At 43.7% G+C, this 14863-nt stretch carries 14 protein-coding genes; 4 read left to right on the top strand and 10 right to left on the bottom strand.

Annotated features, from left to right (window positions below; all coding sequences use genetic code 11):
- Positions 1-24: 24 nt before the first annotated feature.
- The 3 genes from GJV22_RS04340 (at position 25) to GJV22_RS04350 (ending at position 2070) form a co-directional block, all read left to right on the top strand.
- Positions 25-891 carry a cation diffusion facilitator family transporter gene (locus GJV22_RS04340; RefSeq protein ID WP_163709192.1) on the top strand — a complete coding sequence of 289 codons (867 nt, stop codon included), beginning with the start codon at positions 25-27 and terminating at the stop codon, positions 889-891.
- A gap of 74 nt (positions 892-965) precedes the next feature.
- Positions 966-1430: a DUF6452 family protein gene (locus GJV22_RS04345; protein WP_163709195.1), complete on the top strand. Its 465-nt coding sequence runs from the start codon at positions 966-968 to the stop codon at positions 1428-1430.
- On the top strand, positions 1375-2070 hold the full coding sequence (locus GJV22_RS04350) for a DUF6048 family protein (protein ID WP_163709198.1): 696 nt from the start codon (positions 1375-1377) through the stop codon (positions 2068-2070). Before GJV22_RS04345 ends, GJV22_RS04350 begins: the two co-directional genes overlap by 56 nt.
- A gap of 340 nt (positions 2071-2410) precedes the next feature.
- Here GJV22_RS04350 and groL read toward each other — a convergent pair whose 3' ends face one another.
- From groL to GJV22_RS04380, 6 genes are all read right to left on the bottom strand, one after another.
- The gene (gene groL, locus GJV22_RS04355) at positions 2411-4042 is read right to left on the bottom strand and encodes a chaperonin GroEL (protein WP_163709201.1); all 1632 of its coding nucleotides are present in this window, start codon (positions 4040-4042) and stop codon (positions 2411-2413) included.
- Between the two features lie 32 nt (positions 4043-4074).
- Positions 4075-4353 (bottom strand): co-chaperone GroES, encoded by a 279-nt coding sequence (locus GJV22_RS04360; RefSeq protein WP_163709204.1) that lies wholly within the window; start codon positions 4351-4353, stop codon positions 4075-4077.
- A gap of 310 nt (positions 4354-4663) precedes the next feature.
- Entirely contained in the window at positions 4664-5014 is a 351-nt protein-coding gene (gene secG, locus GJV22_RS04365; RefSeq protein ID WP_163709207.1) for a preprotein translocase subunit SecG, read from the bottom strand.
- Positions 5015-5025: 11 nt separating this feature from the next.
- Positions 5026-5604, bottom strand: coding sequence for a hypothetical protein (locus GJV22_RS04370; RefSeq protein WP_163709209.1), 579 nt, complete (start codon positions 5602-5604; stop codon positions 5026-5028).
- A complete protein-coding gene (locus tag GJV22_RS04375) occupies positions 5604-6131 on the bottom strand; it encodes an LptE family protein (protein WP_163709214.1) in 528 nt (175 codons plus the stop codon). Before GJV22_RS04375 ends, GJV22_RS04370 begins: the two co-directional genes overlap by 1 nt.
- Complete coding sequence (locus GJV22_RS04380; protein ID WP_163709218.1) at positions 6118-7362, bottom strand: sigma-54 interaction domain-containing protein; 1245 nt, start codon at positions 7360-7362, stop codon at positions 6118-6120. Before GJV22_RS04380 ends, GJV22_RS04375 begins: the two co-directional genes overlap by 14 nt.
- Positions 7363-7525: 163 nt before the next feature.
- Here GJV22_RS04380 and GJV22_RS04385 point away from each other — a divergent pair, with 163 nt between their 5' ends.
- Positions 7526-10174, top strand: coding sequence for an Ig-like domain-containing protein (locus GJV22_RS04385; protein ID WP_163709221.1), 2649 nt, complete (start codon positions 7526-7528; stop codon positions 10172-10174).
- Positions 10175-10304: 130 nt separating this feature from the next.
- Here GJV22_RS04385 and GJV22_RS04390 read toward each other — a convergent pair whose 3' ends face one another.
- Genes GJV22_RS04390 through GJV22_RS04405 form a run of 4 tightly spaced genes read right to left on the bottom strand, consistent with a single transcriptional unit; the run spans position 10305 to position 14808 of the window.
- The gene (locus GJV22_RS04390; RefSeq protein ID WP_163709224.1) at positions 10305-11780 is read right to left on the bottom strand and encodes a glycosyltransferase family 2 protein; all 1476 of its coding nucleotides are present in this window, start codon (positions 11778-11780) and stop codon (positions 10305-10307) included.
- Positions 11780-13168, bottom strand: coding sequence for a HEAT repeat domain-containing protein (locus GJV22_RS04395; RefSeq protein ID WP_163709227.1), 1389 nt, complete (start codon positions 13166-13168; stop codon positions 11780-11782). The genes GJV22_RS04390 and GJV22_RS04395 overlap by 1 nt, the downstream gene beginning before the upstream one ends.
- Before the next feature lie 2 nt (positions 13169-13170).
- The gene (locus GJV22_RS04400) at positions 13171-14448 is read right to left on the bottom strand and encodes a YaiO family outer membrane beta-barrel protein (protein WP_163709231.1); all 1278 of its coding nucleotides are present in this window, start codon (positions 14446-14448) and stop codon (positions 13171-13173) included.
- Positions 14449-14808 (bottom strand): response regulator transcription factor, encoded by a 360-nt coding sequence (locus tag GJV22_RS04405; protein WP_163709234.1) that lies wholly within the window; start codon positions 14806-14808, stop codon positions 14449-14451.
- Positions 14809-14863 lie beyond the last annotated feature (55 nt).

Below are 14863 nucleotides of genomic sequence, written 5' to 3' on the forward strand. Positions count from 1 at the left end.
ACGCTATTTGCTTATTTTATCCCGATGAAAAGTTCCAAACACAAATATATTATCCGCGAGGGATGGGTCTCAATCATTGCCAATACCCTGCTGTTCTTCCTGAAGTATTGGGCGGGGATTGTTTCCGGCTCCATCGCCCTGATCGCTGATGCCTGGCACACGCTGACTGACTCTGTCTCGTCTGTTATTGTTCTGATCGGAGGACGACTCTCGCGAAAACCGGCTGACGACGATCACCCATTCGGACACGGGAGAGCTGAGCATATTGCAGCCATTATTATCGGTGTCTTACTCGCAATAGTCGCTTTTGACTTCACCATTTCGGCATACGAGAAACTGGTTTCGCGCCAATCGGGGAATTTTGGAACAATCGCCATTGTTGTGACAATCGCATCGATCGTTATCAAAGAAGCAATGGCGCAATATGCGCTTTATGCTTACCGCAAAACCGGATCGTCCATCCTGAAAGCCGATGCTTGGCATCATCGTACCGACTCCCTTTCGTCGGTTATTATTTTAGTTGGTATCCTTCTCGGAAAATATTTCTGGTGGATCGACGGTGTGCTTGCCCTTGTTGTCGCGTTAATGATTGCGTACGCCAGTTTTGAAATTCTGTCGCAGGAAATTAAATCGCTGCTTGGCGAAGATGCTTACCCCGACGATATTGAGGCGATCACCAAAGAAGTTTACCTGCTGCTGCAGCGGGAAGTTTATATTCATCACTTTCACCAGCACCGCTACGGCGACCACAACGAACTGAGTTGCCACATCAAACTTCCGGCAGAAATGCCCCTGGAAGAGGTGCACAACATTTGTACGCAAATTGAAGGGATGATCCTGGCAAAATTTAATATGGTCGCGACAATTCATCCGGAACCGCTGCGCAAATAAGACCGAGAAAGTTCAAATTGTTGGTCAAAATTCCATCAGAATATGATTACTTTAGCTGCTCATAATCAAATTGCATGAAACAGTTTTTTCAATTCATTTTCATCCTGCTGATTGCGGCTGCTTGTAAAGAGGTCTACGACCGCCCTCCACAGTCGCAGGTTCAGCTGAATTTATACAACATCGGAACCAAAGGCTCAGAAAGTACCTTAATAAGTGCCCGGGGATTACAGCAAGACAGTATTTGGATTGACGGACAAAACTCATCGTCGTTTCTGCTACCGCTCAGTGAGAACGGCCCTTCAACCTTCGTTGTTTTAATGGATTCGGTAGCCGACACCATTACGCTTAATTACAACACGAAACTGGTTTACGAGTCGATGGAATCAGGCTTCTATTACGAACATTACCTGCAATCGGTTAGCTGCAGCCTGAATAAAATTGACTCCATTAGTTTGATTGACACCCTAGTAATTTCGATCTGGCATGAAAATATTCAACTATACCTTAACGATAGCACTGCTTATACTGACGCTAACTAGCTGGGCACAGGAGCAGGAAAAGAAAAAAATGCCCAAACGAACGGACAATTTTATTCACATGCCCGGAATCAGGCTGGGAGTAGATTTCACCCGTCCGTTTCAAAATTTATGGACCAAAGGCGATCGTTACGGATCTGAATTTAGCGGCGATATTGAGGTTAAGCCAAACCTGTATGCAGTAACCGAACTGGGTTGGGAAAAGCTGAAAATGGCGCACGATTATGTGGACTACGAGGCTTCGGGCTCCTACATGCGTTTGGGGATTGACTACAACATGCTGGCCACCGAAAGCGCTGATGAGCGAGACATCTTTTATGTTGGCCTTCGTTATGCATTTGCCGTAGCCAGCCAAACCGTGAACGAGTACTATTTCGACGGCTATTGGGGAGACACAACCGGCTCGTTCCCGAAACAAAACTTCAGCACACATTGGATGGAAGTTGTGCTGGGCTTGAAAGGCGAAATTTTCAACAACTTTTACATGGGCTGGAGTATCCGCACTAAGTTTATATTGGCTCAAAAAGACTTTGATATCCCGCCGGTTTATTTTACCCCGGGATACGGCAAATCGGAAAGCGGCGTGGCCCTCGATTTTACCTATTCGCTTTATTACACCCTACCGTTTAAGTTCCGGAAGTAAACCCGAAACACAATTCAGTCTAACGACTCTGCAGGAAGCCGGTTAAATTTTAACCGGCACCAAAACATGCTGCAGGACACTTCTTAAAATTTAACAGGGCTCCTGCAAACCTGCGCGGAGGTTCTTAAGCTTTAACAGCCTCCAAAACATGTTGCAGGGCACATCTTAAATTTTAACAGGCTTCCTGCAAGCTTGCGGCTGCGCTGTTAAAATTTAACAGCCCCGTTGTTGCCCGCCACTGGCCTGATTCAGCATTCAACCTGAACGCGCAGGCGATAAACAACACAAGAGGCTCCCCTTTCGGAAAGCCTCTTGTCTATTTGGTCTTATTCGGAGCGGATTACATCATGCCGCCCATACCGCCACCCATTGGAGGCATCGGAGCTGCATGTTCTTCTTTTTCGTCAACCAGAACACATTCGGTAGTCAGGAACATACCTGCGATTGACGCCGCATTTTCCAGCGCTACACGTGTCACTTTTGCAGGGTCGATAACACCTGTTTCCAGTAAGTTTTGGTATTCGTCAACGCGAGCGTTGTAACCGAAATCGCCGGTTCCTTCTTTTACTTTCTGAACCACAACAGCACCTTCTTTACCTGCGTTAGCTACAATCTGACGCAATGGCTCTTCGATGGCACGTTTAATGATCTCGATACCGGTTGTTTCGTCATCGTTGTCGCCGGTCAATCCTTCCAAAGATGCAATAGCACGGATGTACATCACACCACCACCAGGAACGATACCTTCTTCAACAGCTGCACGGGTTGCGCTCAATGCATCGTCAACACGGTCTTTCTTTTCTTTCATTTCTACTTCCGAAGCAGCACCAACATACAATACAGCAACACCGCCGGCCAATTTAGCCAAACGTTCCTGTAGCTTTTCGCGGTCGTAGTCTGAAGTTGTTGATTCGATTTGTTGTTTGATCATGCCAACACGAGCATCAATCTGAGCTTGATCGCCGGCACCGGCAACAACAGTTGTATTTTCTTTGTCAACAGTGATTTTTTCAGCAACACCCAACATATCAATTGAAGTATCTTCCAGTTTCATACCTTTTTCTTCGGTAATCACGGTACCACCAGTCAATACAGCCAGGTCTTCCAACATTTCTTTCCGACGGTCGCCGAAACCGGGCGCTTTTACAGCACACACTTTCAATGAACCACGCAGGCGGTTAACCACCAATGTAGCCAATGCTTCACCGTCAACATCTTCAGCAACGATCATCAACGGACGACCGGTTTGAGCCGTTTGTTCCAATACAGGAAGCAAATCTTTCATGGTGCTGATTTTCTTATCGTGGATCAAGATGAATGGGTGATCCAATTCAGCAGCCATTTTTTCGGTGTTGGTTACAAAGTAGGGAGAAATATAACCACGGTCGAATTGCATACCTTCAACAACGTCAACGTAAGTATCGGTTCCTTTGGCTTCTTCAACAGTGATAACACCTTCCGTTTTTACCTTTTCCATGGCTTCTGCAATTAACGCGCCGATTGTTTCGTCGCCGTTTGCAGAAACTTTTGCTACCGATTTAATTTTATTGAAGTCGTCACCGATGTTTTGAGATTGTCCTTTGATCGCTTCAACAACTTTTGCAACGGCTTTGTCGATACCGCGTTTCAAATCCATTGGGTTTGCACCGGCAGTTACGTTTTTCAAACCTACGTTAATGATTGACTGGGCCAATACGGTTGCTGTAGTTGTACCGTCACCTGCGTCGTCACCTGTTTTGCTGGCAACTTCTTTCACCATTTGAGCACCGATGTTTTCGTAAGCATCAGACAAATCTATTTCTTTGGCTACTGTAACACCGTCTTTTGTAATTTGTGGCGCACCGAATTTCTTTTCGATAACAACGTTGCGTCCTTTAGGTCCTAAAGTTACTTTTACGGCGTCGGCCAATTTGTCAACACCTTTCTTCAGTTGATCTCTTGCTTCAATATTGAATTTAATTTCTTTAGCCATTTTTATTGCTTTTAAGTTGTATTACTAAATAATTAGGCGATGTATAATACATCTGTTTGTGACATCAACAGGTAGGCGGTTCCGTCGATATTCAATTCAGTACCTGAGTACTTGCCATAGAAAACAGTGTCGCCAACAGATACTTCCATTGCTTCGTCTTTTTTAGCAGCTCCAACTAAAACCACTGTACCAGCTTGTGGTTTTTCTTTTGCTGAATCAGGAATGATAATTCCGCTTGCTGTTTTTGTTTCTGCTTCCTGCGGTTGAACAAGAATTTTACCTGCAAGGATTTTACCTTTTAATTCTGCCATTTCTTCAAATTATTTTAGTTAAACATTATTTTTTATTTGACACACCTATCTATCCAAAGTTATGCCAAAGTCGGCCACCCTTCGTCAAGGCGAAAACTTGGCAGTTTTTTGATCTTCATTTAAGCTTGACAGGTGAAAACCAAGACAGAACAAGCAAAATAGGATTGCCAAATCCTGCCATTTCTTCTGACAGGCTGACAGGGAATCGAAAGGAACTTGTATTCAGCGTTTGAAACCAGTCATGCGGAGAAACAAAAAAGGCTTGCTCCTATTGGAACAAGCCTTCAATATTTTGTCTGGTAATTTTTTCTTAGTTGGCTGAGTCTGCTGGTTGAGCAGCATCATCAGGAACAGCAGTCGGGAAATTTGGAACAGCACTTGGATCAACCGCTTGCTCCACCTGGTTTTTGATAGCCGACTCGTTTACACGATCGCTACCGTGAGGAATAAATGCACTACCGGCAACCGATAAAATCAACAAGGCTGCTGCTAACACCCAGGTCGCTTTCTCTAAAAAGTCGTTGGTTTTGCGAACCCCCATAATTTGGTTTGTCGACTGAAAATTACTTGCTAAACCGCCGCCTTTTGAATTTTGTACCAATACAATCAGGATCAAAAGCACACAGGCGATAAAAATTAAAACAGTGATCAGCGTATACATTAGCCTTTATTTTAGTTCGTTAATTTTTTTACTTCTTCAATTCGACCGGCAAAGTAAATATTTTTTTCCGGATATTTCAAACTTAATTTTTCGTAAGCTAAAATAGCCTGTTTATACATTCCCTGCTGGGTGTAGATCTTCGCAAGTGTCTCGGTTACAAATTCAGGAGACTCCACTCTTTCCTTGGCTTTGGCATCTTGCTCATCCTTTGTTTCTCTTGCTAAAGACGCCTTTTTACGCAACGATTTCACCAAGTCCGACAAGGTCTCTTCCGGCGCCTGTTCTTGCTCTATTTGATAAGACCCGGTGGATAAATATTCGTTGGCCAATTGGTCCATTTCCCCTTCTGCAGATATACTTTCGGTCATCAGAAAATGGTACAGTTTCCGTCGGTCGGCAATGTAAAAAGCACCTCTTCCCAAATAGCTATCAAACTCCGGAGAGCCTAACACTTTCAAGTTTTTCAACAGCAACATCCATCCCAACTGAAAGGCAGGTTTTCGTTCAACCAACTCTTTCAGCATCGGCAGTGTTCCTTCGTTCAACTGTTCCGGAGACTTCAGTAGCTTATGAAAATCGGCAGCCAGCATTACCAGTTTGCAATTGATGCGTTAAAAATATCATCGGTTAACTGTTCCAAGACCTCTTCCATCAAACTCTCCTCCACGTCGCTCAGTAACTGAGTACTGTCATAATCGACATAGGACGAAAAGGATTTTTCCCAGTCGTCATCGTGGTTTTTGTTGTTGGTATATTTAATCTTAACAGTTACAGTCAATCGGTTCTGAGCCGCAGTATCCCCTTCCTTAATGTTCATCGGACGGATATCGTAGCCGGTAATTGTTCCTTCAAACTCCAGGTCGCCACTGTCTTCCAGCAAACTCAGCGATGTTTGCCTGGTCAGTTTATCCTGCAAAGCTTCGGTCAACTGCTGACTCAGGTTCGGGTTTATTAAACGGGCACGGTTTGGAATGTAATAAACCGTAAACGTTTTTACCGATGGTGCAATGGAAGCACCGGTAAACGAATAAGAAATTTTACATCCCTGAAAAACCGGAACTGCAAGCACTAGCACAAAGGCAAGGGTAAAAAGAAACTTTAACTTATTCAATTTCATACTCTTTAATTTTCCGGTACAAGGTCCGTTCGGAGATCCCCAATTCCTGGGCGGCATATTTTCGTTTTCCTTTATGTTTATCTAAAGCCTTACGGATTAATTCAATCTCTTTATCTTCCAGCGAAAGCGATTCTTCGACAAATTCTTCCGTATCCTGAATATCATCCCGTTCAACACGATGATCGTAAGATACCGTTTTGCTTACTTTGGGCTCGGGAACATAAGATGCCGACGGCTCCTTATCATACAAGTCACGGATGATCTGCGCGTGTTCCGCGCGCACTTCCGACGAAGGCGCCTGATCATGCATCATATCAAATACCAGTTTCTTCAGGTCGTGCATATCCTTCTTCATATCGAACAGCACCTGGTACAAAATTTCCCGTTCCGAGTTGAAGGTCTTTTCGTCAACTCCGCGCCCCTGGTAAAGAGCAGGTAATTGCGGAGCTCCGCCCAATGGCAAATAACCACGCATTGAATCTCCGGTAATGTTCCGTTCCTGTTCGATGATGGAAATCTGTTCGGTTATATTCTTCAATTGCCGCACATTACCCGGCCAGTGGTAGGTTTCAAGCACATGACGGGCATCATCATCCAACCGGACCGGAGGCATCCGGTAACGCTCAGCAAAATCCATCGCAAACTTACGAAACAGCAAGAAGATATCTTCCCGGCGATCGCGCAGAGGAATCACCCGAATCGGAACAGTATTTAAACGGTAATATAAATCTTCCCGAAATTTACCACCTTCAATTGCTGTAGGAATATCAACATTTGTCGCAGCAACCACACGAACATTGGTCTTCAAAACCTTGGAAGAACCAACTTTCATGAACTCCCCGGCTTCAAGCACACGCAACAAACGCACCTGAGTTGACAAAGGTAACTCACCAATCTCATCCAGAAATATCGTTCCGGCGTCTGCTTCTTCAAAATATCCTTTCCGATCGGCCAAAGCACCGGTAAAGGCACCTTTCTCGTGACCAAACAATTCCGAATCGATTGTTCCTTCCGGGATCGCACCACAGTTCACTGCAACATACTTGCCGTGTTTGCGGGCCGAGAATTGATGTATAATTTGAGGGAACGACTCTTTACCCGTTCCACTTTCCCCGGTAATCAATACCGAAAGGTCTGTAGGAGCGACCTGAATAGCCACTTCAATAGCGCGGTTCAAGTCCGGAGAATTCCCAATAATTCCGAATCGTTGCTTTATTTCCTGAATGTCCATTTTTCAGTTTCCGATTTAATTCAGCAAAGTTATAATTTTAAGCATAATCAGGAAGAAACTACTCAACCAGTTCAAGTTAAATTTTGTTACTATACCAATATTTATTAATAAATTGGCTCCCTGAAACCGGTTTAGAAATGCGCTTAACTCAAAACTATTTTTAATGATACGAGATTTACCTGCTATTGCCTTGCTGTGCCTTTTTGTATTCATCACAAAGTCAAACGTGTATGCTAAACAAAAGGAAATCAACTGGGCAGAATTAAGCACTTGTGCTTCGAATACAACCACTCCTTTTAAGGCAAAGGGAGATTATTTTTCTATTTGGGACGGAAAAGATTACACCAAACTTTTCCTGAAAGGAATCAACCTGGGGATATCTGTTCCGGGAACATTGCCGGGTGAACTGGCTGCAAGTTCTGAACAATATGCTCGATGGTTTGAGCAAATAAAGGAGATCGGGTACAATAACATCCGGACCTACACTTTGCACTATCCTCGTTTTTATGAGGAGTTGAGAAATTACAATTTAGCTCATCCGCAAAGCCCCATTCTGCTGTTTCAGGGAATCTGGCTCGAAGAACCGGAAAGCGATCTCGATCTGTATAACAAAACCAGCTCTTTCGAAACTGAAATCGAAGAAGTAGTCAACTGTGTACATGGGAATGCAACCCTCGGCGCGCGCTTTGGGAAAGCATACGGCACTTTCACCGACGACGTCTCACCTTGGGTTATTGGCTACATCATCGGCCGGGAGGTTTTTCCGGGCGAAATCACCGTTACCAACGACAGCCACAGCGACAATTCCTTCGCTGGTGATTTTCTATCCATTAGTAACAGCACCGCTGCTGAAGCCTGGATTTGTGCCCGAATGAATAAAACCATTGCTTACGAATACCAACAATATGCCACGCAGCGTCCGATTTGCTTTTCCAGCTGGCCAACCCTTGACCCGCTAACCCACCCAACCGAATCTGATCGCTACGAAGGATTGGAAGACCGGGAATCGGTTGATTTATCAAAAGTAGACGGAAGCAATGCTCCGGCCGGCTTTTTTGTTTCGTACCATGCTTATCCTTACTACCCCGATTTCATGAGCGACCAACCGGAATACACAACTTACTCCGACAGCTACGGGCCAAACAGCTACCTCGGATATCTTTATGACCTTAAATCGCATTACGAGAATATTCCGCTTGTTGTCGCCGAATTTGGTGTACCCACCAGCTGGGGAATTGCACATCTAGCACAAAGCAACATGCATCATGGCGGAATCACCGAAAAGCAGCAGGGAATCTACACCATTCGAATGTTGGAAAATATTGAAGAAGCCGGTTTAGCCGGTGGCATGCAATTTTCGTGGATCGACGAATGGTTCAAGCAGGCCTGGATTACAAACCCCTTGTCAGATGAAACACGCCGGTATGTTTGGCACAATGTAACGAATCCGGAACAAAATTTCGGGGTGGTCAGTTTCGAAGCTCCACAAAGTAAAAAGGAAGTAATTGGCAGTTATCCGTCGAGCGCAACGATTCGTAAAGTGACGGCATCTGCCGATCCGAGCTATTTCAGAGTCGACATTCGGTCGAACACCAGCAACGACATTACCGATGGTGAATATTGGGTAGCATTAGACACGTATGCTCCCGAGCTCGGTGAGTCGATCTTGCCAAACGGAGAAAGTATTACTGATAACGGACAGACGCTGCGTGCAGAGTTTGCACTTCAAGTCGATCTGAAAGATAGCGTTGCGAACCTATACGTAACAGAAGCATACGACACCTATGGCATTAAACTGTTGGATCGTCTGGATACGATTGTTTCGCAAGTCACCGATGGTTCAGGATGGAACCTGGTTCGCTGGAAAGTAAATTACTCCAAGAATGACATTCAATATATCGGCCGAATAAAAATTAGCCCAAGTAGCAACCCCTACGGTTCACTTGATCCGGTCTACTGGAATTCGGACAGCATATCCATTAACCTGCCATGGACTCTCCTGAATTTCAGAGATCCATCGCACAAAAAAGTAACCCATTACACCTCTGAATATATTGGTGGCGAAATTAATGTACTCGCCAGAGATACAACTTCGACCGGGATTGCCGTCACTGTTGTACACAACAATGAAACATTCCAAACCGACCGCTATACCTGGAATGACTGGGAACCGCTGGATTTGATCAACAATCCTCCGTTGGAAAGATTGAAGGAATCAGCCTTGTATATCGAAGACAAGCTGGGGCAGTTCAACAGTTCCCCTGTTGCCAATTGCGATGCGTATGAAGTGAACGTTGGAGAATATATTGAGATTGATGCGGCAAACGGATTATTGGCGAATGACATGGACTTCGACAGTAAAAACATGGAAGTCGTTATTCCGGATGGCTACACAACCATGCAGGGTAATCTGTATGTTCACCCCGATGGATCGTTCGCTTACGAACCTTACGAAACAGCCAGCGGAACCGATCAATTTATGTACTATGCAACTGACGGAGAGGCCTACAGTCGTCTGGTAACCGTTACCATCACCCTAAATACGAGTGGCACCTCAGCCAGCAGCCCAATTGCAGAAACAGCTGTGATTGTTTACCCAAACCCGACTCCAGGACAGTTCCAGATCAACTTCACAGACGGAAATGAAATCTCGAACATCAAGGTATCAAGCTCGACCGGATTGATCGTCAAACAGATCGAAGAGTTGAACAACGATGCTACAATCGACCTAAGTGGTCAGCTTCCCGGAGTATATAATGTCAGTTTCAACGTCAACGGTAAACGTTTCACCCAAAAACTGGTGAAGTATTAACACCAGAAGAACACAAACTTCCGAGATAAAAAAAGTCTGCAAACTAAGCTTGCAGACTTTTTTTATCTCGTTTCGATATCTTTTGTGTAATTCAATCGGTCAACAATCTGTTTCTCAGTCGGCCTTTAAATTATGGCACTTTGACATTTGGAATAACTTTCTCTTCTTGCTTTTTCTTTTTGTTGGTATTCGCCAGTCCTACCCGAGCCATATTTCCCCACGAACGTTTCCGCAATACGAAGTAGTCGAAGTTTCCTTTGATCGCAGCATATAAAATTAAAGGGTGAAAGAAAAACGGTTCGACCAATGCTGCAGCCAATTGTCTGAAAACCATCTTCCAGCTCTTGTATCTAAAGAAGGCAATATGGTCGTACAAAATGGCATAGCTGGTGAACGAAATGGAAAAGAAGTAAACAAAGAACAGTGTCACAAAGAAATACGGCCAGTTTGCAAAGCCCAAAAGCGCAATGGTGACAAAATAAACGATCCCGAATAACTCGACAATTGGAGCCATCCATTCAAACATCACCCAAAACGGATGAGAGACCAAGCCCATCATCCCGTATTTAGGATTCAGGAAAACATTCCAATGTGAAAAAAGCGTTTCGATTGTTCCGCGCGTCCAACGATTTCGCTGACGAATCAGAACATTCAGATTACCGGGAGCTTCAGTCCAGCACAACGGATCCGGCAAATATTCAACCCGATATGGCTTATTGTTATCCGTCATATAACGGCGCATGCGCACAACCAACTCCATATCTTCACCAACAGTATATCGGTGGTAACCGCCGCAAGCAATCACAATCTCCTTGTCAAACAAGCCCAGCGCACCCGAAATGATCAGCAGACCATTCAACTTACTCCAGGCTAAACGCCCCAACAAGAAAGCCCGGTTGTATTCGAGCACCTGAAACAAAGGCAAAATTTTATCCGGAAGCTTAATATTGACCAGGTGACCATCAACAATCTCGCATGAGTTGGCGATTCGGATCACTCCTCCGGTTGCAATAACCTGCTTGTCACTTTCTTCGAGGAAGGGCTTTACCATTTTCTGAAGCGCGTGCGGATCGATGATCGAATCTGCATCAATCGCGATAAAATATTTTCCTTTGGCAATATTCAATCCGGCATTCAACGCGTCGGCTTTCCCTCCATTCACTTTGTCAACAATGGTCAGGTTATTCAGCGCTCGCTTCCGCGATTTGTAAACTCCCCTGATCTCGGAACAAAAGATCCGCTCATCAACCACATAATGGACCTTCTCCAAGTCGAAAGCTTCAATTGCCGTCTGCAGGGTATCATCGCCACTTCCGTCATTGATCACAACAACTTCGAAGTTGGTATAATGCAAGGCCAACAAGGCCTTGATGTTCTCAACAATATTCAACGATTCGTTGAAGGCCGGGGCTAAAATCGAAATCGATGGCGCAAAAGGAGAAGACAACACCTCGTTGTGATCGGCTATTTTCCCGTTTAAGTAAAAACGCCTCAACACAAACGCCGATATAATGGCCAACACGAAGTAAACTAAAAAGATAGCTACTGTATAGTAAAAAATAAAGGACTCAACCCAGAACGAAATTATTTTAGCTATGATATCCATTAGTTTCGTTGGTCTTTAATGTGTTCAATAAATCTCTTCAAATCAAAATCTTCAGTTTCACTGTAATCCTTCAGAAATGCCTTCCCCGAATCTCCCATCCGGTAAAAAGCTTCACAAGCATACACCTTTAACGGTACAATTTCACCTTTCAAAACACCAATCAAAAAGCTAAAATCCTGCTCGTCTCCTAAATCACGAACAACTTTAAGAATTTCAACCTTATTGGCCATCGATTCATCTTCATACTTTGCTTTGGCTGGTTCTTTTCCTTCAAACAAACTCAAATGCCGAATGGTCTGATAGACGTAGCTGCGCGTTTGTTCATCGGGATGATCCAGTTTGGGAATTAAATATTCGGCATTCTCATTTTGCTGAAAATAGTTCATCATCCGAATAGAGAAATCCTGCACATCTTTATTTGGCGAATCAATCCATTTGTGAAACGAAGGCACATTCCGTTCATGCAGTTTCACATAGTTCAAAATATTTAATTGCACCCAGGTTGACAGTTTCTGATCCAAATTATCGAGAAAACTGAATGAAGTGTCTTCATCGAGATGTGCATATGCAATTTGAGCTTCGCTGCGTACCGTACTGTTTTTATCGGTCACATATTTCAGGATTAAATTTTTGGCACCTGAGGGATACATATTGGCCAACTCCCTGATTCCTTTCACGCGTTTATAGGTGTGCATCGAACGAGTCCGTTTTTCCGAAATCTTAAACAATTCCATGCGATTGTACAATTCAAGAATCCGGTCGCGGTATTCGCCAGAAAGGTTTCGATGATAATTAAAGAAGATATCAAGGAGGAGATCTCGCCCCAAATTCGTTTTCACCTGACGCAATTCGATCAATACATCGTCCAAACTAACATCGTAAAAAAGGTACTTCGTCAAAATATCTTCAAAACGAGTATTCAAAGTTTCTTTATAAGCTTCACGTGCTCGTTTAAAATAGCTGACAATAACAATAATGATTGTCACGATGGTCACATTAATGATGAAAGTGCAACTCAGCAGCAGCAGAATAATCAGCAATGGAATCTCGAAAATTATATCGATAACGGACTGAATAAACCCTTTCCAGGATGCCGGAAATAGTGTTTCACTGGCGCGATATAAAACATCGTGAAAAAATTGTGTTGTCCGATCCCAAAACGTATGATGTGGAATTTTATCAGCTCGGGCACTGACGTACTCAGCAACACGATCTTTAAAAGCTTCTGTTTTCTGAGCATTTAACGAATCAGACTTCGACAACTTCCTTTCACTCAAATTCGCTTTCTCGCTGCCGGCGGGTTCCGTGAGCGCGGTTTCCTGGCTGAAGCCTGGAAACGTTCCGGCAAGCATCAGAAATAAAAAGCAGATGATTATTTTCTTTTGCATTGCTAAAACAAGATTGAGATTGACGTTCTTAAGCTTAACTGATTGCGACGTTCGCCGACGGTATATTCAGCATTTTCGTACCCCCCTTGCAGCTCAAACAACAGGAAACTGCTGAGCTTTTGTTTCCACTCCATTTCCACTCTCCACGATTGTAAATCGGGTATAGCTTCACCACTTGTATAAAAGTAAGGATTATCGGGCGAAACACCAGTGCCGAGCATCAACCCAAGATAGCTTTCGTCCTTGGGTAAATAGTAGCGTCCGGTCAGTAAGAAAACATCGGATGATTCCGATTCACTAAACACAAAATAGGGTCGAAATGAAAGCCAAAACTTACCCATATATTTTGCCAGCGATCCGGTAATGATATGTACATTGACATTCTCCGGAAGGTCTTTCGAATAATTCATGAAACGATAGCCGGCCGACAATTCAATACGATTCCTAAAGACATGGTAATATTCGAGTCCTGCGCGATGTTGCGGGAAAATTGCATCAGGCGACCAGGCATAATTCACATACATCGAATTGTAGTCGTCGATTTTCGGATAGCACTCCAAAGCAAATTGCTTTCCAACACCATCACTATATAAGGATTCGCCATCCTGAATCATATCTCCGACATACACTTTCGCATAATAATCTCCAAAAGACGTGCGTCGCCCATAACCAACCGAACTCATATGCCAGTTGCGCTCGTAGGGTTTATTAAATGTATCGTAATAATGTTCCAGCCGAACAATGTTGGAGTAAAGCAGCCCCGCCCCCTTTTTCAGAATCGAAAGAGATTCATTTTCCGGGTCCAGTTCTTCCAACTGATCAATCGTATGGCGCGCATCGCTCACATTGTCATCAGCCAGTTGGACTTTCGCTTTTTTAGTAAGAAGGTTGGCATCTTCCGGATAATATTCCAACGCTCTGTCTACAGTTGCCAGTGAAGCGCGGTTATCACCACTCCAGAAATAGAAATCGACTAAAGCATTATATGCATCGTAATTTCGGGGATCTTCTTCGATGACCTGTGAAATGTTTTTCACAGCACTTTCATAATCATTTTGCCAGGCATAAGTTCGGGCCATTAAAATTCGAACATCATAATATGCCGGGTATTGTTCAAGAATCTTTTCAGACAATTGTATCGACTCATCATATTTCCCGTCAATGGAATATTGACGCGCCACATAATACAACGAATCTGCCTTCATTTTCTCTTGTGCAAAGGCTGAAAATGGCAGTATTCCGAAAAGTAAGAACAAAAAGAGTAAACTGAGTTTTTTCATTTACTTGAGTAGTTTTCGGATTCGAATTGTCAATTCACTCAAGCTAAATGGTTTGATCACGTAATCATCTGCTCCCAAATCAAAAGCTTTCAAAACCGTATCTTCAGCACCATCAGCCGAAAGTACCAAAATAGGCATCGTTAAGTTCAGATCATTCCGCACAATATTGATCACCTCATGGCCATTTACATAAGGCATATATAAATCTGTAATCAGGAGGTCAACAGAATTTTCTTTTAAATATGAAAGACATTCCTTTCCATCAAGCACTTTCACCACATCATATCCATCCCTAATCAATTTATGGTTTATCGTCTCGAGGATAAGTTTATTATCTTCAGCGACAAGAATTTTTTTCATACATCGAAATTTTTCCGGCAATTTTAGAATTACGCACGCTACACTATGAGAATTA

The organism is Mangrovibacterium lignilyticum (assembly GCF_010882175.1).
Classification (GTDB): Bacteria; Bacteroidota; Bacteroidia; order Bacteroidales; family Prolixibacteraceae; genus Mangrovibacterium; species Mangrovibacterium lignilyticum.